This is a genomic window from Streptomyces sp. SDT5-1, assembly GCF_052245995.1.
Taxonomy (GTDB): Bacteria; Actinomycetota; Actinomycetes; order Streptomycetales; family Streptomycetaceae; genus Streptomyces.
On record NZ_CM125963.1, the window covers coordinates 1,828,184 to 1,848,597 of the forward strand.

Below are 20,414 nucleotides of genomic sequence, written 5' to 3' on the forward strand. Positions count from 1 at the left end.
GCCCCGCCTCCAGGACGAGGTCAGGCGTCGACCGGCCGCTTGTACATCCGCGTCGCCGTGATCTCGCCGTGCACCGTCTCGCCCTCGGGGTCCTGCTGCGGCAGCCCGGGACGCAGATGCTCCTCCACACTGATGTACTTCAACCCGGCCCGGAGGTCCGCGTCGTTGCGCATCCTGATCACAAGGGGGAACTCGGCGAGCGCCGTCGTGTCGAACAGGCCGGTCGTGTAGAGGAGTTGCACGCCGAGCGCGTCGGACACCGCGCGCTGTAGTTCGAGCAGGTACGTGGCGTTGGCGCGGCCGATCGGATTGTCGAGGAACAGCGTGCCCGCGTGCCGGTGCTTGTCGCGGCCCCGGTCGTTCGAGCGCAGCGCCGCCATCGTGCAGTACAGGGCGATGGCCGCGGTGAGCAGCTGGCCGCCGGAGAACACGTCGCCCATCTGTCCGACCGGGACCCGCTCGGCGCGCAGCACCGCGTCCGGCTTGAGGATCTCGACGGCGACGCCCTTGGGCTGGAGCGCCGCGCTGACGCCGCGCAGCAGCAGGGACATTCCGTCGCGGCGCAGGTCGGAGTTCTTCTTCACGGCCGCGCGGGTCGCCTCGTCGATGACCTCGCCGAGCCGCGCGATGAGCGTGGCCTGGTCGGGCTCCTCGAAGCGGATCCGCAGGAACTCCTGCCCCGACCACTCACCGAGCCCCTCCGGCAGGCGCGAGAGGCGCTGCGCGGACCGCAGGGTGGCCAGTGAGGACTCCACGAGGCCGCGCAGCCGGTCCACGATCGAGTCGCGGTTGCGCTCCAGCTGGGCCAGCTCGTCGGTGAGGACGCGCAGCCGGGGCGCGAACGCGTCGGCCCACTTCTGCGCGTGCTCGGGCAGCGCGGACGCGGGCAGTTCCCGGATCTGCTGCCGGGCGGGCGTGCGCACCTGCTCGTACCGCGTCGAGTTGGCGTGTCGTACGAGGATGTCGCTCGCCTCGCGGACGGCCGCCTCGGCCGCGGACAGGTCGGCGGCGCAGCCGCGCAGCGAGCGCCGGGTCTCGGCCGCCGTCCGGCGGGCCTCCTCCAGGGCTCCCGGGTAGGGCTCGGGCTCCTCCTGGTCCTCGGCCGGGTCCGCGTGGTCGCGCAGCAGGTCGCGCAGGAGCGCGGCGGTCTCGTCGAAGCCGCCTGCCCCGTCCTCGGCGGCGCGGTGGGCGTCGACGAGTTCGGCATGGGCGGCGCGCGCGGTGCTCAACGCCTCGGTGCGCGTGGCCAGTTCGGTGGTGGCCGTGCGCAGCAGCGTCTGGGCGTGCTCGGTGTCGGAGGGGACGAGGTCGTCGGGCAGCTCGGTGTGCGCGTCGCCGTCCTCGGGCGCGTGCCGCTCGGCCTCGCCGCGCAGTCGGCCGAGCTGCTCGCTCGCGGTGGAGGCGCGGGTCTCCAGGAGTTGCACGAGCTCCTCCGCGCGGGCGGCGGCGGCCTGCCGGGACGGTCCGTCGGCGCCCTCGGAGGTCTCCAGGAGGGCGGCGGCGCGGGTGCGCACCTTGTTGCTGAGGCGGTCCAGCTCGGCGAGCGCGGCGGACTCGTCGGACTCGGCGCGGGCCTGCTCGGCGCGCAGGTCGGCGCCGACGCCCACCTTCTCGTAGACCTGGGACGCGGCGCGGTACGCCTCGCGCAGGGCGGGCAGCGAGGCCTGCGGCGGCTCGCCCTCCGGTACGTCGTCGGGGGCGCCGGCGATCTCGGCGCGCTCGGCGCGCAGCGTGCGGGCGGTGCGGCGCGCGTCGTCGGCGGAACGCTGGGCCGCGCGCCGGTCCTCGTCGGCGGAGCGGGCGTGCTCCAGGCAGGTCTGGGCGCGGGCCTCCGACTCGACGGCCTCGTCGGCGAGTTCGCGGACCTTCGCCTGCCAGCCCGCGCGCTCGCGCAGGCGGAACGCGAGACCGGCGAGCGCGTCGGCGGCGCGGCGGGCCTTCTGCGCCGCCTCCTGCCGCTCGTCGCGGACGCGGGTCGCCTCGGCGGCGGCCTCGTCGGCCTCGGCGCGCACCGTGCGGGCCTCGGCGAGCTCGGCCTCGGACTCCTCGGCGAACGTACGGGCTTCGTGGGCGGCCGCGGCGAGTTCGGCGAGGCGGCCCGCGGGGCAGCCGGAGCGCCAGGAGGCGAGGCGGGCCGCCAGCTCGCGGTCCTTGCCGAGGCGGCTCGCGAGCGCCCGGATCTCCTCGTCGCGGCGGGCGGCGCGCTCGCGCAGGGCCTGTCGCTCCTCGTCGGCGGCGTGCTCGTCGTGCATGGCCGGGTTCGGCGGCACGAGGAAGACGTTCTCGTCCGACGCGTTCTCGGCCGGGGTCGGGGCGAGCAGGGCGGCGGCGGTGCCGACGGCGACGGCGGAGCGGGGCAGCAGGGCCGCCCCCGCGAGGGCCTCACGGGCGCGGCCGTGGGCGGCGTCGTCGGTGATCACGACGCCGTCGACCAGCTCGGGCCGGGCCGCGAGCACGCGCGCGTGGTCCGTCGGATCGACCGACTGCGCGAGGTAGCGCCAGCCGGGAAGGGCCGGGATGCCGTGCTCGCCGAGGAACTCGACGGTGGCCAGCACGTCCGGTCCCGGCGGCAGCAGGCCGCCGTCACCGAGGGCGCCGAGGATCCGGGAGTCGTCGGCCGCGGCCGTACGGAGGTCGAACAGCTGCCGCTCGGCGGAGGACACGGTGTCGTCGAGCAGCGCCTTGAGGTCGTCGGCCGCGCGGTCCAGGTCCTCGGCGCTGAGCGGGCCTCCGGTGGCGTCCGAGCCCGGCTCGTCGTCCCCGTCCGGATCGGCGGACTGCCCGCCCACACCGAGGAGTTCGGCGATGCGCTCCTCCCCCGCGAGGGCCGCGGCGGCGCGCTCCTCCGCGCGGTGGGCCTGCTCGGCGGCGCTCGCGGCGTCGGCGGCGCGGGCCGCCGTCAGCTCGGCGCGGGCCTCGGTGGCGGCGGCCTCGCGCGCGTGCTCGGACGCCCGGCGGGCGGCTTCGCGCGCGGTGTCCCACGCGGCGACGGTGGTCTTCTCGGCGTCGGCGGCGGCGAGGGCCGCGCGGGCCGGGTCGGCGTCGGGGGCGCTGTCGTCGATCCACCCGGCGCGGACGGCCTCCGCGGTCTCCTGCTCGACCTCGGTCAACCGCTGGCGCAGGTGCCCGAGTTCACTGCGGGCGCGCTGTGCCTCGGTGGCGGCGACGGTCGCGTCGTGGTGCGCCTTCTCGCCCGCCTCCTGGAGGACGGCGGAGCGCTCCTCCTCCTCGTTGGCGTGGTTCTCGGACTGCTCGGCGGCGCTGTGCAGGGCCCGTACGAGCTCGGAGGCGGCCTTGGCGCGGGCCGCGAGCGCGGGGGCGGCGTCCCGCTCGGCCTCGCGGATGGCGACGGCCACGCGCGCGGAGCGGTCCGCGGCGGCGCGGTGCCGAAGGACGGCCTCGGCGGCCTGCCAGGCGGAGTACAGGGTGCGGGCGTCGGCCAGCTCGCGCTTCTGCGCGGCCGCGGCCTTCTCGGCTCCGGCGAGCGCCAGGGAGGCGTGCCGGTAGGCGAGTTCGGCGGCGATGAGGGAGCTGCGCTCGCGCGCCGACTCGGCCTCGGTGACGGTGTGCGCGGCTGCGGTGACCTGCTGGGCCAGCTCCCCGGCGCGGCCGCGCTCGACGGCGGCGCGGGCGGACAGGCGGCGGGCCAGCGTGCGCGTGCGGCGCTCGGCGGCGGTGTGGATGTCCCGCGCGCGTGCTCGCGTGTCGGCGGCCTCCACGATGCGGGTGAGCAGGTCGACGGAGCCGGCGGTGAAGTCGCGCTCGGCGATCAGTTCGGCGCGCCGCCCCAGCTTGTTCCCGAACCCGCTGACCAGGTCGGCGAGGCCGTCCGTGTCGCGGGTGTCGGTGACGGCGCGCAGCAGCAGGTCGGTGAAGTCGGAGTCCTTCTTGACGGCGAAGAGGCCTGCGGCCTCGCCCTCGTCCGCGTTCATCTCCCGCTGGTAGCGGAAGAGTTCGGGGTCGAGACCGAGGTCACCGAGGTGCTCGTTCCACCGGTCGTGGATCTCCTCCCAGTGCACCTCCAGGTGCGGGTACGCCTTCACGGCGTCCATGAGGGCGTCGCGGAAGCCCTTCATGGTGCGGCGTCGGCCCTGCGCGCCCGACGCGCCCTCGGCGACGGGACGGACGGCGCTGGACTCGGCGACCGGCAGCGAGTCGAGGCTCAATCCGGGGCCCGGCCGGAACGAGTACCAGGCCTCGGCGAACTTCCGCGGGTCGTTCGAGACCTGCCGTCCACGCCACTCGCTGACCTTGCCGACGACGACGCACTCGCCGGTCAGCGTGTGCTGCCACTCCAGGGCGACGTGCCCGCAGTCGTCGGCGAGGAGGAACTTGCGCAGCACTCCGGAGCTGGCGCCGCCCAGCGTGTTCCGGTGGCCCGGCAGCATCACCGAGAAGATCAGCTTGAGCAGGACCGACTTTCCGCCGCCGTTCTCCAGGAAGAGCACGCCGGCCGGCGCGGGGCGGCGCGGCGGCCCGACGGGCTCGTCCTCGAAGAACTCCGCCTGGGTGGGCGCGGGGTCGGGCACGGGCTCGCCGACTCCGCGCAGGTCAAGCACCGTGTCGGCGTAGCGCGCGCCGGCGGGCCCGATGGAGTAGAGGCGAACCCGGGACAGCTCGTACATGGCGGACTCTCGTGGTAGGTACGGACGTTCAGAAGGTCAGGAGTGGAACGGCAGGCCCGCGTCGGCGGCGAGCTCGGTCGCTTCCTCGTCCATGGGCGGCACCAGGCTCGCGGTCCCGTCGGTGACGGGCACGACGCCCAGCTCGAGCAGTTCAGCCATGGCGGCCGTGCCGGCCATGTCGCGGACCTGGAGCTGGTAGCGCGCGGTGGTGCGGTACGTGCCGCCCGCGTCGTCGCCGGTTCTCTGGAGGAAGCCGGAGTCGGTGAGGAACGCGACGGCCTTGCCGACGATGCCGGTCGTCGAACTGGCCAGGCGGCGGGTGTCCTTGGTGGCTCCCGTGGAGCTGCGGCGGGCCCAGATGCGCCAGGCGGCCTCGAGTCCTGGGGCCTCGGTCGCCGGGTCGGTGTTCTCGCCGGTCTCCTCGGCGCGCTCCTCCAGCTTGCGGCAGGCCTGCCGGACGAACGCGTCCACGCCGTTGACACTCACGCGCCCGATGTAGCCGTCGTCGGCGAGGTCCTCGGGGCGCGGGAAGGCGAGCGCGGCGACGGCGAGGTGGGCGAGGCCGTGCAGGAAGCGGTCGGTGGAGTCGGTGGCCGCCTTGCGCGCGTAGTCGCCCATGCGGACCGCGAACACGGAGTCCTCGGCGGCGGTGACGGCCATCCCCGCACGCGGGGACACCTCCAGGACGACGAGGCCGAGCCCGGTGGCCACGGCGTCGGCGAGCCGGGCGAACGGCGGGTCCTCGCGGTACCGGCGCAGCAGCTCGCCGTACTCCTGGTCGCGGGAGGGCTGGAGCTTGGGCTGCAGCCCGAAGGAGACGAGCCGGGCCGCGTCCGCGGCATCGGCGGGGGTGACGGGCGTCTGGGTCCTGGCCGCGCCCGATGCGTCGGGCTCGCCCCATTCGGCGTGCTCTTCGGCGTACTCGGTCACGGGTGGTGCTCCTTCATGGGTTCTGCGGGGTGGACGGGGACGCTGCTCGGCATCACGCGGCCTCCGTCCGGTCCGTGGCCATCCCGACCGCGTCGAGCAGGGCGGTGCCCACGATGAGGTCGGCGCCGCCGAACTCCGGGTCGTCGAGCTCGGTGCCGTCGTCCACGGCGAACAGCAGCTTCTCCTCGCCCTGCCGGTAGGCCGTGCCGACCGGGGGGCTCGCGGCGTGCACCGCCAACAGGGCCACCAGGTACGGCAGTTCGGCATCGCGCTCGCGGGCGTCGGCGAGCAGCCCGGAGAGCCGGCGCGGCGCGTCCGCGGGCAGGTCGAGCAGCTCCATGGCGCCCGCGAGCTGTTCCTCGCTGAACCGGCTGTCGTCGGGCGTGGCGATGAGGTCGGGCTCGGGCATCTCGGCGCCGAGGTGCTCGCGCTCCTGGGGCGGCGTCAGCAGTATGTCGACGAGGTCCCCCACGCGTACGGACACGGGCGTACGCAGACCGGTGCCGCGCGCGAAGAACGCGTCGGTCGCCTTGGTCGCGCTCTCCACGGGCAGCGGCAGCAGTGGCGCGAGGAGCTGCCCGTACAGGTCGAGTCCCGCGCGCGCGGAGGGCGTGGTGAAGGCCTGCCGGTCCTGCTCGGCGCGGAACAGCGGGCCCGCCTCCAGGAGGCGGGACTGCAACTGCGTGTGGCGGCGGATGCAGTCCTTGACGATGTCGACGAGCTCGGCGGCGCGGCGCTTGTGCTCGGGCTCCTCCGACTCGTCCCGGGCCTTGCGGATGTTCGTCAGGATCGCGTTCTCATGGCGGTAGCGGTCCGCCACGTGGTCGAGCGCCTCGGCGATCATGTCGGGGACGGCCTGGAGCCAGTCGACCGCGCGGACGTTGCGCCGCGTGGCGTCGAGGGCCTTGCGGAGGGTCTCCGAGTACTGCACGGTCCGGTACCTGGCCTGCTCGGCGGCGAGCTGGGCGTCCGCGAGGCGGCCGCGGCTGATCAGCACCTCCAGCTTGACCTCGGCGGCGATCTGCGCGCTGGTGACGTCGGTGTCGAGGGCGCCCACGAGCACGTTCACCGCCTCGTCCGTCGTGCGGAGGTAGACGCTGCCGCCGTAGCCGGGGACTTCCTCGATCAGCTTGAAGTCGTAGTCGCGCCGCACGTAGGAGCCGTCCGGCGCGAACGTGCCGTACACGGCGCGGAAGCCGCGGTCGACGCTGCCGACGTTGATCAGGTTCTCCAGGACCCAGCGCGCCACCCGCTCGTGCTCGGCGGCGGGGCGCTGCGGGGCCTGGGCGGCGATGCGGGGCACGAGCCTGGCCACTATCTGCTCGTGGTCGGCGCCCGTGTCGAAGTCCATGTTCAGCGTGACGAGGTCGATGGCGGCCAGGGCCACCTCCGCCATCCCGTACGTCGAGTACTCGCCCGCGAGATTGGCCTTGCGCACGTCCAGGTCGTGCAGCGGGGCGGTGCAGGCGAGCGCGCGGAGCCGCCGCGCGAGCCCTTCGTCGGCGGCCGGGCCCGGTGCGGGGCGCGGCCCCGCGCTGAGCTGGGGCGGAACGGATTCCGTGCTGGCAGGCGAAGTCACGGAGCACAGGGTATGCGCTGGGTCTGACAACGGTCGAAACGGCGCAGATGCGACGGCTCGCCGGCCCGCCCGTGACGGGCGCCGGGAGGACTTTACGCGTCCTTCGGCATCCGCTGCCCGTACGCCTCGACGAGCCCGTCCCGCGAGTCGTCGAGGTAGGCCCCGAGCAGCGCTTCGGCGGTGTCCCTGCGCCCCTCGCGCAGCATCTCGACGAGCTCCCGATTGCGTGCCAGGTACGGCTCGTGCAGGCGTCGGGGATCGTCCACGACGTGGAACGCGAGGCGCAGCTCGGCGAGGACGCTGCGCATCAGCTCGTCGGTGCGCTCGCTGCGGGCCAGGGCGACGAGCTCGCGGTGGAAGTGGATGTTGGCGGTCGAGACGCCCTTCCACTCGCGCCGCTCGGCGGCCCGGTGCCCGTCGGCGACGGCCTCGGCGACCCGGTCAAGGGCGTACGGCGGGTCGCCGAGGGAGCGGACCACGGCGCACTCGACCATGCGCCGGATCCGGTAGATGTCCTCGACGTCGTCGACGCTCAGGACACGGACGAAGACCCCGCGGTTCAACTGGTGTTCGAGCAGTCGCTCGTGCGTGAGGAGCCGGAACGACTCGCGGAGCGTGTTGCGGGACACCCCGAGGGCGCCGCCGATGCTGTCCTCCGAGAGGCGGGTGCCGGGCGGGAAGTAGCCTTCCGCGATCCGGTTCCGCAGGATGTCCGCGACGCGCTCCGCGGTGCTGGTGCGGCCCAGCAGCGCGCGGTCGTCCGCGAGATCGGTGAGTTCGTCCATGGCCACGGCCGCATTCAAGCGCAGTTCGCGGGACGAGACAACGTGGGTATCCGCGGATCGTTCAACGAGGTCATCGCGGGTTTCGGGCCCTGAGCCCGGCCCCCGGCCCCGGCCTCGGCCCCGATCAGGACCTGAGCGCCTGAAGCGCCGCGAGCAGCCGCTCCACGTCCTCATCTGAGCTGTAGGGCGCGAGCCCGACGCGGACGCCGCCAGTGTCACCCAGCCCGAGCCGCCGCGAGGCCTCCAGCGCGTAGAACGACCCGGCAGGGGCGTCGATTCCGTGCTCGGCCAGATGCCGGGAGACGTCGGCCGGTTCGTGGCCCTCGACGGTGAACAGGAGGGTCGGGGTGCGGCGCTCCGCGCGCGCGTAGCGGGTGACGCCGCCGAGGTCCGCGAGGCCCTGCTCCATACGCAGGCGCAGCGCGTCCTCGTGCTCCTCCAGGGCGACGAAGGACGCGACCAGGCGTTCCCTGCGGCTGCCTTGGGCATCGGTGTCGAGGCCCGCGAGGAAGTCCACGGCCGCCCTGGCGCCGGCCAGCAACTCGTAGGGCAGCGTGCCGAGTTCGAAGCGCTCGGGCACGGCGTCGCTGGACGGCAGGAGCTTGTCCGGGCGCAGCGATGCGAGCAGTTCGGCGCGGCCCGTGAGCACGCCGAGGTGCGGGCCGAGGAACTTGTACGGGGAGCAGACCAGGGTGTCCGCGCCGAGCGCCACGAGGTCCACGGCGGCGTGCGAGGCGTAGTGCACGGCGTCGACGTGGAAGAGCGCGCCCACCGCGTGCGTGAGGTCGGCGAGGGCCGGGAGGTCGGGGCGGGTGCCGATCAGGTTGGACGCGGCGGTGACGGCCACCAGGCGGGTGCGCTCCGAGAGGACCGCCTCGAGGTGCTCCGGCCGCAACTCGCCGGTCTCCGGGTCGAAATCGGCCCACCGGACGGTGGCGCCCGCGGCCTCGGCCGCCTGGATCCACGGCCGGATGTTGGAGTCGTGGTCGAGGCGGGTGACGACCACCTCGTCGCCGGGTCGCCAGGTCTTGGCGAGCGTGCGGGACAGGTCGTAGACGAGCTGTGTGGCGCTGCGTCCGAAGACGACGGTGTCGGGTGTGGTGCCGAGCAGGTCGGCGAGGGCCGCGCGGGACTCGACGACGATGCGGTCGGCGTTGCGCTCGCCCTCGGTGGTCAGGCCCCGGTTCGCCAGCGGACCGGTCAGGGCGGCGGCGACGGCGTCGATGACGGGCTGCGGGGTCTGGGTGCCGCCCGGCGCGTCGAAGCGGGCCGTGCCGGACTTCAGGGCGGGTACCTGGGCGCGGATGGCGGCGATGTCGAGGGCCATGTCTCAACTCCTGTGGTCCGTGGGCGAAGCGGGGCCGCCCCGTCAGGGGCGGGCCTCGCGCGGCTGGCTCGTGCCCGGAGCCGCTGCCGCGACTCCCGCCACATGATCGCAAGCGGGTGGCGGCGGCTCCAGGCCCGGTACCGATGCGAGCGCCGCCGCGACCCCGGCCGATGCCCGTATGTCGAGCCTCGCGCGCGTGCCGCGCAGTCCGTGCCGTACGTCGTCGGCGGCGAGCGCGAGCAGTCCGGGCAGCAGGTCGGTGCAGCGGCGCGCGACCCAGCCGGTTCCGGCGGTGGCGAGCCACCACATGCCCGCCGCGCGGGTCGGCGCCGACCGGTCCGCTTCGGTGCCGGGTGCCGGGCCCCGCGCGTGGCCCGCGTCGGCGAGCACGGCGTGGAACCGGGCGGCGAATCTGCGGTGGCCCAGCTCGCCGGGGTGCAGGCGGTCCGCGCTCCACAGGGCGCGGTCGTTCGTCCAGGCCGCGTCGGCGGCGTGCAGATGCGCCGCCGCGTGGCGTGCGGACAGGGCGTGGACCACGGAGTTGACCGCCCGCTGGCGGCGCGCGAGCGGGCGCGCCAGGACGCCGGGCAGGCCGAGCAGGGCGCCGGGGTCGGGCAGGCACGCGGTGAGCAGGAGGGCGCCTCGGCCTGCGAGGGCACCGTAGGCGGTGTCCAGTCGGGCGGCGACGGCGTGGATGTCGAACGCGGCGCGCAGCGTGTCGTTCACGCCGACCACGACGGAGGCGACATCCGGGGCGAAGTCCAGGGCCTCCGGCAGCTGGCGGTGGAGGACGTCGCCGGTCTGCGCCCCGCCGGCGGCGAAGTTGCGGAAATCCACGGGCGATCCGGCGGGCGCGAGGCCGTCGGCGAGCAGCGCCGCCCAGCCCCGCCACCCACCGCCGACCGGATCACCGATCCCTTCGGTGAGCGAGTCCCCGAGCGCGGCGAACCGCAGGGGCTCCGCCTCTGGCCGACCGTCGTACGCGAAGCCCTTCATGCCGCACCCCACCGTGTGCCGCTACCGGCGATGCTCGATCCGCCCCGCGGCTCGCGGCACCAAGCGGCCTTCATGCCGCTCCCTCGGAGCGCGCCCCGCGTGAGACGCCGCCGCGAGTCGCCATGCCTGAAGGCCTCACGCCGCACCCCTTGCCCGCACCCGCACGGGCGCGTCGTGCGCCGCCAGGAAGGCCGCCACCGATGCGTCCCAGCCGAAGCGTTCGGCACGCGCGCGTGCCGCCTCGCGGCGAGTGGATGCGGGGCGGCCGAGTACGTCGCGGACGGCGGAGGCGAAGGCCGGGCCGTTGTCGTCGGCCGCCGCTCCGGCCGTGCCGACCACCTCCGGCAGCGCCGAGGACGCGCTGACGACGACCGGGGTGCCGCAGGCCAGGGTTTCGAGTGCCGCGAGGCCGAAGGTCTCGGCCGGTCCCGGTGCGAGGCCCACGTCGGCCGTGGCCTGGAGCGCGGCCAGCAGGGCCGGATCGGCGACGTGCCCCAGGAAGTCGACCGGCAACCGCCGGGCCCGCGCGCGTTGTTCGAGCCGCGCCCGCAGGGGCCCGTCGCCGGCGACGACGAGCCGCGCGGGCACACCGGCCCCGCGCAGCGCGGCCACGGTGTCGAGGCCGATGCCAGGACGCTTCTCCACGGAGAGCCGGGTGCACATGAGGAGCAGCACCTCGCCCACGCGCGCGTACCGCGCACGCAGCTCACGGCTCCGGGCGCCGGGCCCGTACCGCGTCAGGTCGACGCCGAGCGGGGCCCGCACCACGTTGCGCGCCCCGACCCGCAGGAACTCGCGCTCGGCCCACTCCGTGGTGCACACCACGCGCGCGTAGGAGTGCGCCGTACGGGAGTTGAGGACGTCGGCGGCGCGCCGCGCGGCGGTCTCGGGCAGGCCCCAGGTGCGCAGCACGCCGTGGGCGGTCTCGTGGGAGACCATCACGGCGGGCACGCGCGCGTGGCGGGCCCATGCGCCGGTCCAGCGCAGCGTGGTGCGGTCGGAGACCTCGAGCCTGTCGGGGCGCAGGTCGGCCAGGAGGCGGGCGATCCGGTGCCGCTCGGTGAGGACCCGGTAGCCGCCGCTGGCGGGGAGCGGCGCCCCCGGCAGCGTAATGACGCGCCCCTGAGGAGTCTCGGTGTCCGAGAGCCGCTCCCCCGGCACGATGAGCACCGGTTCGTGGCCTGCGGCCAGGTAGCCCGCCCCCAGCTCGCGCAGCGCGGTGCGCAGGCCGCCCGACGCGGGGGCGACGAAGTTCGCGAGCCGCACGATCCGCAGCCGCCCGCTCATGCCGCCACCCCCGCCGCCCGCGCGTGCAGCACCTCGGCGTAATGCTCGACCAAGAGGTCGCCCACGGCCTCCCAGCTGCGCCCGGCCACGGCGGCGCGCCCCGCGCTCCCGTACGCGGCCCGCAGCGCGGGGTCGGCCGTGAGCGCCCACACGGCGTCGCGCACCGCGTCCGGGTCGCCGGGCGGCACCAGGAGCCCTGTACTGCCGTGGGCGACGAGGTCGAGCGGTCCGCCCGCGGCCGGGGCGATCACCGGCACGCCGCTCGCCATGGCCTCCTGCACGGTCTGACAGAACGTCTCGTAGGGCCCGGTGTGCACGAACACGTCCAAGGAGGCGAAGATCCGGGCGAGTTCGTCGCCAGTGCGGCGGCCCAGGAAGACCGCTCCGGGCAGCGCGCCCCGCAGCGCGGTCTCGCTCGGCCCGTCGCCCACGACGACGACCCGGACGCCGTCGAGGCCGCACACGCGCGCGAGGAGCTCGACGTGCTTCTCGGGCGCGAGCCGTCCCACGTAGCCGACGATCAGCTCGCCGCGCGGCGCCAGTTCGGCGCGCAGCAGCTCGCAGCGCCGCTCGGGCCTGAACCGCACGGCGTCGACGCCTCGCGGCCACAGTCGGACTCTGGGCACCCCGTGCGCCTCCAGGTCGTGCCGGGCCGCGGTGGAGGGCGCGAGCGTCCGGTCGGCGGCGCTGTGCACGGCGCGGATCCGCCGCCAGGCGGCGCCCTCGCCGGCCCCCACGTACGTGCGCGCGTAGCCCGCGAGGTCGGTCTGGTAGACGGCGACGGCGGGCACCCGGAGGCGGTGGGCGGCCGCCATGGCGCGGACGCCGAGCACGAAGGGCCCGGCGAGGTGGACGAGTTCGGCCCGGTGCTCGGCGACCGCCTGCGCGAGGCGCCGCCCCGGCAGGGCTACGCGGACCTGCGGATAGCCGGGCAGGGGCAGTGACGGCACCCGGACGACCGGGCAGGGCGCCGCGGCGTCGGACGTGGGCCCCGCGGGCGTGGCGGGGGCGACGACGAGGGGTTCGTGTCCGCGGGCGGCGAGGTGCCGCGCGGTCTGGAGGGCGCAGTGCGCCACGCCGTTGACGTCGGGAGGGAAGGACTCGGTCACGATGACGACACGCATGCCCCAGGGATCCCCGCCGTGGACGTGCCCACGTCAAAGTGGATCTTTCCGGGCGAGGAACGGCCCGTGAGCGTTGACCACCGGCGGGAACCGGGGGTGAACGCGGAGGAGACGACCCCTCACATCGGAGGAGACGGCCCCCACGGCGGCAGGAGACGCACCCCTCACCACGGGCTCACCACGGAAGGAGACGCCCCCTCCTCACCACGAGAGGAGACGGCCCCTCACGAGAGGAGACGCCCCCACCACGAGAGGGAGACAGCCCTTCACCGCGGGAGGGGGCAGCCCCTCACCACGGGAGTAGACCGCCTCTCACCACGGAAGGAGACGGCCCCTCACCACGGGAGTAGACCGCCTCTCACCACGGAAGGAGACGGCCCCTCACCACGGGAGGAGACCGCCTCTCACCACGAGAGGAGACCGCCCCTCACCGAAGGGCCGCCCCCGGGCGACCAGCGCGTCACAACGCCGGCGCGTCGGGGCCGATCCTGCTGCGGACGGCGGTCTGCACCTCGTCCTCCTCGGCCGGGTCGGCGGCGAGGCGGCGGAGCTGGTCGACGACGCGGGCGTCGCCGGTCTCGGCGTGCCGCGCGGCGACCTCGCGGGTGCTCTCCTCGCAGTCCCACAGGCACTCGACGGCGAAGCCCGCGGCGAAGGAGGGATCGGTGGCGGCGAGGGCGCGGGCGGCGCGGCCCCGCAGATGCGAGGAGGCGGTCTCGCGGTAGATGTGCCGCAGTACGGGGGCGGCGCAGGCGATGCCGAGCCGTCCCGCCCCGTCGACGAGCGGCCAGAGGGTGGGGGCGTCGGGGCCGTCGCCCCGTACGGCCTCCCGGAGGGAGGCGAGGACGAGCTCGCCGTCCTGGGCGCCGCCCCGACAGGCGAGCATGCGGCCCGCGGCGGCGCCGAGCGCGTCGGGCCTGGGCGCCCACTGGCGGGCGCGCTCCACGACGGTGGCGCCGCACATCCGCTCGAAGGCGTCGAGGGCGGCGTCCACGACGGGGCGTGAGGGCGCCTCCACGGCGGCCTCGATGAGGTCGAGCACGACGGGGTCGTGGGTGTCGGCGAGGTAGCGCAGGGCGGTGCAGCGCGCCCCGTCGGTGCCGTTCTGCGCGGCCCGCAGGATTTCGGCGCGGTCCTCGGGACCTGCCACGGCGGTCAGACAGCGGGCGGCGGGCACGTACAGGACGGCGCCCCGCTCGAAGCCCTCCTGGGCCCAGTCGAAGACGGCCTGCACGCTCCACTCGGGGCGCGGGCCCGACGGCCGCATCTGACGCTGCCAGCGGTCGAAGGAGCCGGCTTCCTGTGCGGCACGCACGCGTGCTCCGACGTGCGGGCGCGGGTCCTCGGCCCACAGCCGCCAGGGTCGCGGCTCGAAGGCGTCGCGCACGACGGCGGCGAGCTCGGCCTCCGCGCCGGCCGGGAACCGGGCGAGGATCGGCTCGGCGAGGGCGCGCAGGCCCGCGTCGTCGTCGCGCAGGGCCAGCTCGTCGAGGGCCCACGCCCAGTTGCCGCCGAGGGCGGCGTACTTGCGCAGCAGCTCCAGGGCGTCCTGCCTGCCGTAGGAGGCGAGGTGGCCGAGGACGGCGAGCGCGAGGCCCGTGCGCGACTCCTCGGTGTCGAGGAGGTCGTCGGGGTCGAAGAGGTGCCGCTCGATCTCGTCGAGTCCGCCGTGCAGATCGACGTAGAGCCGGGCGTAGTAGAGCGAGCGGTTCTCCACCTGCCAGTCGTGGCGGGGATCGCTCAGCACACAGTGGTTGAGAGCCGCGAGCGCCTCGTGGCGCGGCGCGGTCAGCGCGTGCAGGGTGCCGTCGCCGCGGCCCCGCTGCAGCAGGCCGAGCAGCGTACCGCTGGGCGCTATGACCGGTTCGAACATGGGAAACAGCCTCACATCAAGCGTCGACGCAACCGGGGATGCTCACCTACCTGGCCACGCGACAACACGTCGGAGCGCCCGCCGTCTTCTGCTTGCTGTCAGCCATTTCTCTGCCTCTCGTCCAAGGCCCGGATCGGGCCGTTCACGGCCCGCTCTGCCCGTGGGCACCACCTGCCCCGGCATCGCGTCCGTAAATCACGCCGTCATCATGACCCAGCGGCTCAGCCCACCGCGACCACATTTCGCGCACCCCCGTTTCGCCTGGTCGGAGCCGGTGTGTCAGGAGGTTCCGAAGAGCTCCACGAGGTCCGCCTTGCCGAACATGCGGGCCGTGTCGACCGCCGAAGGGGTCCCCGCGGCCGGATCGGCTCCCCCGTCGAGCAGCGCCCTGATCACGTCGTCCGCGCCCTTGAAGACGGCGCCCGCGAGCGGGGTCTGGCCCTTGTCGTTGGCGCGGTTGGCGTCGGCGCCGCGCTCCAGGAGGGCGCGGACCGCCGCGGCGTGCCCGTGGTAGGCGGCGAGCATGACGAGCGTGTCGCCGCGGTCGTTCGTGAGATCGGCCGGAACACCGGCGTCCACATAGCCCACGAGAGCCTCCGTCTCGCCGCGTCGCGCGAGGTCGAAGATCTTGGTGGCCAGCTCCACGACCTCCGGGTCGGGGGCTTCGCTCATCGGCCGGACCGCCTTTCTCCTACGTGCTGGTACGACCGTGCGGCCGTACGAGTGAATCGACAGGGTACTGCCCGCCTCGGTACATGGTCGGACCCCACCGAGGCAAAGATCACGAAGAGTGCGGACGACCGTCCGGCAGCACGCTCGAGCAGCTCACCAGAGGTTCGTCGAACGGGTGAAAGATACGAATTTCCACCCATTTGCACCTTTTGTCGTATAGATACATGCTGTGAGCCTGGAAGAACTCATGGTGACTGTCCCCATCAACCAGGAGAACCCTCATGATCCTGTCCATCTCGGGCGTCGTGCTGCTCGGCATCATCGTCTTCTTGTTCTTCCGCAAGGACGGCCTGAAGGCATCGCACGCACTGGTCTGCGCCCTCTTCGGCTTCTACTTGGCGGGCACGGCCATCGCCCCGAGCATCAAGGCGGGCGGCCAGAGCCTCGCCAGCCTGCTCGGCGGGATCAAGTTCTGACGGACCCCTCACCCGCACACACCATCAGGAGAACGACGTGGCCAGGCGCCCACTCCCCCGCATTCTGAGCAACGGCAGCGCCACGATCGCCCGGAGCCGGGACATGGCTCGGACGGCCGCCGACGGTGCCACCGACGTACTCCACCCCCTCATCACGATCAGCCGTGGTCTGCGCCGACTGGCGGGGGCCGGGCGGGCCAAATGGACGAACACCCCCAAGGAGAAGCGCGGACCGCTGCTCTTCCTGGTGGCCGCCCTGGTCCTCGTCGTGGTGTTCATTCCGTACGGTCCGCTGCTGGCGCTCATCACCCTGATGGCGGCGGCCGCATGGAAGGGGCGCGATCCGAAGCCGCCGGAGCAGACCGGCCCCAACGCATCGCAGGTCCAGCGCCTCTCGTCGCTCTACGAGGCGCTGGTCCCCTACTTCTCCGTCCCCGAGGACCCGAGCCCGCTGTACGCGCACGGGGGCGAGTGGGAGAAGGCCTTCTCCACGTACGACTTCGACGGCGACGGCCGGCTCGACCGGATCGACATCCGCTACCCGGCCTACTTCACGGACGGCGAGGCGGAGTCCAGGGCCCGTATCGAGCAGCTGCTGCACGCCAAGCTCGGCCGGGGCCGCGAGTACCACTTCGCCTGGGACGAGGAGGGCAACCACCTCACGGTGAGCGTCCTCGACCCGCTGCCCACGGACATCGCCGCCCAGCGCTTCGTGACCTCTCCCGGTGAGACCGTGCTCGGCTTCACCGACGGCACCGGCGTCCAGCGCACCCTCCCGGTGCTCGCGGGCGACGAGGAGCGCGACGTGCCGCCCGTCGTGTGGCGCACCGGCGTCCGCTCCACCGAGCCGCACCTGCTCATCGCGGGCCAGCCCGGCAGCGGCACCACGTCCCTGATGCGCTCCGTCGCGCTCCAGGCCCTGCGCCACGGCGACGTGCTGATCGTCGAGGGCGGCGGGACGGGCGACTACGCGTGCCTGGTCGGCCGGTCCGGGGTGCTCGCCGTGGAGTGCGGGCTCGCCGGGGCGCTGACCAGCCTCGAATGGGCCGCGCACGAGACGGAGCGGCGGCTGATCGCCGCGAACCGGGCGCGTCAGGCCGGGCACCCCACCCCGGACGACATCAAGCGCCCCCTGTGGATCCTGGTCGACCGGCCCGGCGCCCTCGGGCACCTCGCGGCGGCGGACGGCCGCAAGGACCCGCAGACGCTGCTCCAGGTGCCGCTGCGGCACGGGCGCGCGGCCGGTGTCACGGTCGTCGTGGCCGAGCAGTTCGACAGCCTGGACGCCCTGATCGAACCGGTCCGCCAGCACACCCGCGCGCGCGTGGTGCTCGGTCCGGCCTCCCCGGAGGAGCTGCGGGACGTGCTCGGCACGGTGCCGCAGACGACGCCCACCGCCGACGTCCCGGCGGGCCGCGGCTACGCCCGGCTCGGCACGGGCCAGGTGCACCGCCTCCAGGTGCCCGCGACCCCCGACCCGTACGACGACGCGACCAGCGAGGCCCACCGGCAGGCGGTCACGGCGCTCCTCCCGGAGCGCAGCACCCCGGCGGACGCGGCCGTGGAGTCGCCGGTCGAGGCGGTCCCCGAGGAGGCCGAGGCACTCTCCAAGCGCTGACCGCACGACGAGGGCGGCCCTCTCCACCCGGAGAGGGCCGCCCTCGTCGTGCGTCCTCGAAGAGATCTACGCGATCAGGGTGCGCGGCACGTCCCCGCCCGCGCTCTGCCCCTCGCGGACCAGGCGGGCCGCCGACGCGAGACGGGCCGCCGCCTCGTCCGCCACCGCGCCGCCCACGGTGAACGGCAGCCGCACGTACCCCTCGAAGGCGCCGTCGACGCCGAACCGGGGTCCCGAGGGGACGCGCACACCGACCCGCTCCCCCAGTTCGGCGAGGCGCGAGCCGGACAGGCCCCCGGCCCTCACCCAGAGGGTCAGACCGCCGCTCGGCACGTCGAACTCCCAGTCGGGCAGCTCCCTGCGCACGGCGGCCACCAGCGCGTCCCGGTTCTCCAGCGCCTGCCCGCGCCGCAGCGCGACCGCCTCCTCCCAACCGCCGGTGTTCAGGAGCCAGTTCACCGCCAGCTGCTCGAGGACCGGGGTGCCGAGGTCCGCGTACGCGCGCGCGGCGACCAGGCTGCGGATGACGTCGGGCGCTGCCCGCACCCAGCCGATCCGCATGCCCGCCCAGAACGCCTTGCTGGCCGAGCCGACCGTGATCACCGTGGAGCCCGCGGGGTCGAACGCGCAGACCCGGCGCGGCATGTCGAGGTCCGCCTCCAGGTGCAGCTCGGTCATCGTCTCGTCGACCACGAGCACGGTGCCCGCCGCGCGCGCGGAGTCGACGAGCGAGCGGCGCTGTTCCTCGTCGGCGAGCGCACCGGTCGGGTTGTGGAAGTCGGCGACCACGTAGGCGAGTCGGGGCGCCGCCTCGCGCAGCACCTGCCGCCAGCGGTCGAGGTCCCAGCCCTGGAGCCCGTCGGCCATGGCGACGGGCACGAGCCGCAGGCCCGCCTCGCGCATCAACTGGAGGATGTTCGCGTACGAGGGTGACTCCACCGCCACGCGCTCGCCGCGGCCCGCGAAGAGGTGGCAGATCGCGTCGATGGCACCCATGGCGCCGGTCGTGACCATGATCTGTTCGGGCATGGTCGGGATGCCGTGCGCGGTGTACCGCTCGGCGATCATCGTGCGCAGCGCGGGCAGCCCCGCCGGGTAGTCGCCGTGGGTGTGGGCGTACGGCGGCAGTTCCTCCAGGGCGCCCTGGACGGCGCGGGTCAGCCAGGGTTCGGGCGCGGGCAGGGCCGCGGTGCCGAGGTCGATCATGGAGCCGAGGGCCTCGGGCGGCAGCGGTTCGAGGCCGCGCGCGGGCAGCGGGTTCCCGGCGGGCACGGCGGTCCAGCTGCCCGCTCCCCTGCGGGACTCGAGGAAGCCCTCGCCGCGCAGCGCCTCGTAGGCGGCCGCGACGGTGGTCCTGCTCACCGAGAGCGCCTGGGCCAGTTCGCGCTCGGCAGGCAGCCGTGTGGCCACCGGGACGCGGCCTTCCAGGACGAGGAGGCGGATGCCGTCGGCGAGCGCGCGGTAGGCGGGCGGGCGGCGGGTGCCGGGTCCCGCGGGGCGCGGCTGCTGCGAGGTGAGCAGCCGGGCGAGCTGGGTCGAGCCGATCGCCGAAGTCCACTGGGCCATGGGAGCCAGTCCACCTTCCCGGAATTGGCCATGGTTGGCATCCGATTCCACGCCACAGAGTGTCATGCGTCAGGCCACTACCACTACAGGGGGCTCCTCTTGTCCGCGTCACCGTCCGCTCTGTCGCCCGGCGGCCCGCTCGTCCGCCGCCTCGCGCAGCTCTACGTGGGTCTCGCGCTGTACGGCGCCAGTTCGGCGCTCCTCGTGGAGGCGGGCCTCGGCCTGGAGCCCTGGGGTGTGCTCCATCAGGGGCTCGCCGAGCTGACCGGCATCTCCATCGGCGTCGTGTCGATCATCGCGGGTGCGATCGTGCTGCTGCTGTGGATCCCGCTGCGGCAGCGTCCCGGCCTGGGCACCGTCTCGAACGTCTTCGTGGTGGGTCTCGCGATCGACGGCACGCTCGCGGTCGTCCCCGACGCGCACTCCTACGGGGTGCGCATTCCGCTGATGCTGGCCGGGATCGTCCTCAACGGCGTCGCGACCGGGCTCTACATCGCGGCCCGGTTCGGCCCGGGGCCGCGCGACGGCCTGATGACGGGCCTGCACCAGCGCACCGGCCGTTCGATCCGCCTCATGCGCACCGTCATCGAGGTCGCCGTCGTCGTCAGCGGATTCCTCCTGGGCGGCACGATCGGCGTCGGCACGGTCCTGTACGCGCTGGCGATCGGCCCGCTGGCCCAGTTCTTCCTGCGCTTCTTCGCCGTCCCCGCGTCGCCCGCCGGCTCCACCGCGGTCGCCGGCGGCTCACCCGGGCGGGCCATACTGCGACGGTGACCACGCACGTACGCCACCCCTACCTCGACCATCCGGGGCCGCTCGCCCTCGCCCACCGGGGCGGGGCGGCGGACGGCCTGGAGAACACCGTCGCCGCGTTCCGGCGCGCCGTGGACCTCGGCTACCGGTACATCGAGACCGACGTCCACGCGACGTCCGACGGGCGTCTGGTCGCGTTCCACGACACCACGCTCGACCGGGTCACCGACGGCAGCGGCCGGATCGCCGACCTCCCCTGGTCGACGGTCCGGCACGCGCGCGTGGCGGGCACGGAACCGGTGCCGCTCTTCGAGGACCTCCTCGAGGCGTTCCCCGATGTGCGGTGGAACGTGGACGTGAAGGCGGAGCCCGCGCTGCACCCGCTCCTCGACCTGTTGCGCCGCACGCGCGCGTGGGACCGCGTCTGCGTCGGCTCGTTCTCGGAGGCGCGCGTCGCCCGCGCGCAGGCCCTCGCGGGCCCCCGCCTCGCCACGTCGTACGGCACCCGGGGCGTCCTTGGGCTGCGCCTGCGCTCGTACGGGATGCCGACCGCGCTGCGCCGCTCGGCGGTCTGCGCCCAGGTGCCGGTGACGCACGGGCGGGTCCGGGTGGTCGACCACCGCTTCGTGCAGGCGGCCCACGCGCGCGGGCTGCAGGTCCACGTGTGGACGGTGAACGACGAGAGTCAGATGCGACGTCTTCTCGACCTCGGGGTCGATGGCATAGTTTCCGATCACATCGAGACGCTGCGGGACGTCCTCAAGGACCGGGGGGCGTGGGTCTGACCGCCACATCCCGCGACG

Annotated in this window: 15 protein-coding genes; 4 read left to right on the forward strand and 11 right to left on the reverse strand. The window is 74.6% G+C overall.

Annotated features, from left to right (window positions below; translation table 11 throughout):
* Window positions 1-20: 20 nt before the first annotated feature.
* The 10 genes from ACTWJ8_RS08580 to ACTWJ8_RS08625 all read right to left on the reverse strand — a co-directional run bounded on the left by ACTWJ8_RS08580 (window position 21) and on the right by ACTWJ8_RS08625 (window position 15,198).
* Entirely contained in the window at window positions 21-4,625 is a 4,605-nt protein-coding gene (locus ACTWJ8_RS08580) for a hypothetical protein (protein WP_443263496.1), read from the reverse strand.
* A gap of 36 nt (window positions 4,626-4,661) precedes the next feature.
* Entirely contained in the window at window positions 4,662-5,555 is an 894-nt protein-coding gene (locus ACTWJ8_RS08585) for a hypothetical protein (protein WP_356385453.1), read from the reverse strand.
* A 52-nt stretch (window positions 5,556-5,607) separates the two neighbouring features.
* Complete coding sequence (locus tag ACTWJ8_RS08590; protein ID WP_356385456.1) at window positions 5,608-7,134, reverse strand: hypothetical protein; 1,527 nt, start codon at window positions 7,132-7,134, stop codon at window positions 5,608-5,610.
* Window positions 7,135-7,226: 92 nt separating this feature from the next.
* Window positions 7,227-7,919, reverse strand: a complete 693-nt coding sequence (locus ACTWJ8_RS08595) for a GntR family transcriptional regulator (RefSeq protein WP_443264844.1) — start codon at window positions 7,917-7,919, stop codon at window positions 7,227-7,229.
* A gap of 124 nt (window positions 7,920-8,043) precedes the next feature.
* Complete coding sequence (locus tag ACTWJ8_RS08600; protein WP_443263497.1) at window positions 8,044-9,246, reverse strand: cysteine desulfurase-like protein; 1,203 nt, start codon at window positions 9,244-9,246, stop codon at window positions 8,044-8,046.
* A 42-nt stretch (window positions 9,247-9,288) separates the two neighbouring features.
* The gene (locus ACTWJ8_RS08605) at window positions 9,289-10,242 is read right to left on the reverse strand and encodes an SGNH/GDSL hydrolase family protein (RefSeq protein WP_443263498.1); all 954 of its coding nucleotides are present in this window, start codon (window positions 10,240-10,242) and stop codon (window positions 9,289-9,291) included.
* A gap of 135 nt (window positions 10,243-10,377) precedes the next feature.
* Window positions 10,378-11,529 carry a glycosyltransferase gene (locus tag ACTWJ8_RS08610; protein WP_443263499.1) on the reverse strand — a complete coding sequence of 384 codons (1,152 nt, stop codon included), beginning with the start codon at window positions 11,527-11,529 and terminating at the stop codon, window positions 10,378-10,380.
* The gene (locus ACTWJ8_RS08615; RefSeq protein ID WP_443263500.1) at window positions 11,526-12,653 is read right to left on the reverse strand and encodes a glycosyltransferase family 4 protein; all 1,128 of its coding nucleotides are present in this window, start codon (window positions 12,651-12,653) and stop codon (window positions 11,526-11,528) included. The genes ACTWJ8_RS08610 and ACTWJ8_RS08615 overlap by 4 nt, the downstream gene beginning before the upstream one ends.
* Before the next feature lie 460 nt (window positions 12,654-13,113).
* A complete protein-coding gene (locus ACTWJ8_RS08620; protein ID WP_443263501.1) occupies window positions 13,114-14,526 on the reverse strand; it encodes a HEAT repeat domain-containing protein in 1,413 nt (470 codons plus the stop codon).
* A gap of 279 nt (window positions 14,527-14,805) precedes the next feature.
* Complete coding sequence (locus tag ACTWJ8_RS08625) at window positions 14,806-15,198, reverse strand: ankyrin repeat domain-containing protein (protein WP_443263502.1); 393 nt, start codon at window positions 15,196-15,198, stop codon at window positions 14,806-14,808.
* 281 nt (window positions 15,199-15,479) lie between these two features.
* Here ACTWJ8_RS08625 and ACTWJ8_RS08630 point away from each other — a divergent pair, with 281 nt between their 5' ends.
* Together ACTWJ8_RS08630 and ACTWJ8_RS08635 are read left to right on the forward strand one after the other, a co-directional pair.
* Window positions 15,480-15,674 carry a hypothetical protein gene (locus ACTWJ8_RS08630; protein WP_266598445.1) on the forward strand — a complete coding sequence of 65 codons (195 nt, stop codon included), beginning with the start codon at window positions 15,480-15,482 and terminating at the stop codon, window positions 15,672-15,674.
* Between the two features lie 37 nt (window positions 15,675-15,711).
* Window positions 15,712-17,292: a hypothetical protein gene (locus ACTWJ8_RS08635; protein ID WP_443263503.1), complete on the forward strand. Its 1,581-nt coding sequence runs from the start codon at window positions 15,712-15,714 to the stop codon at window positions 17,290-17,292.
* A gap of 66 nt (window positions 17,293-17,358) precedes the next feature.
* On the opposite strand, the gene ACTWJ8_RS08640 is transcribed toward ACTWJ8_RS08635, so the two are convergent.
* Window positions 17,359-18,858 carry an SCO1417 family MocR-like transcription factor gene (locus ACTWJ8_RS08640; RefSeq protein WP_356385478.1) on the reverse strand — a complete coding sequence of 500 codons (1,500 nt, stop codon included), beginning with the start codon at window positions 18,856-18,858 and terminating at the stop codon, window positions 17,359-17,361.
* A 99-nt stretch (window positions 18,859-18,957) separates the two neighbouring features.
* Here ACTWJ8_RS08640 and yczE point away from each other — a divergent pair, with 99 nt between their 5' ends.
* Both yczE and ACTWJ8_RS08650 read left to right on the forward strand, forming a co-directional pair.
* Window positions 18,958-19,632: a membrane protein YczE gene (gene yczE, locus ACTWJ8_RS08645; protein WP_443263504.1), complete on the forward strand. Its 675-nt coding sequence runs from the start codon at window positions 18,958-18,960 to the stop codon at window positions 19,630-19,632.
* Window positions 19,629-20,396 carry a glycerophosphodiester phosphodiesterase gene (locus ACTWJ8_RS08650; RefSeq protein ID WP_443263505.1) on the forward strand — a complete coding sequence of 256 codons (768 nt, stop codon included), beginning with the start codon at window positions 19,629-19,631 and terminating at the stop codon, window positions 20,394-20,396. Before yczE ends, ACTWJ8_RS08650 begins: the two co-directional genes overlap by 4 nt.
* Window positions 20,397-20,414 lie beyond the last annotated feature (18 nt).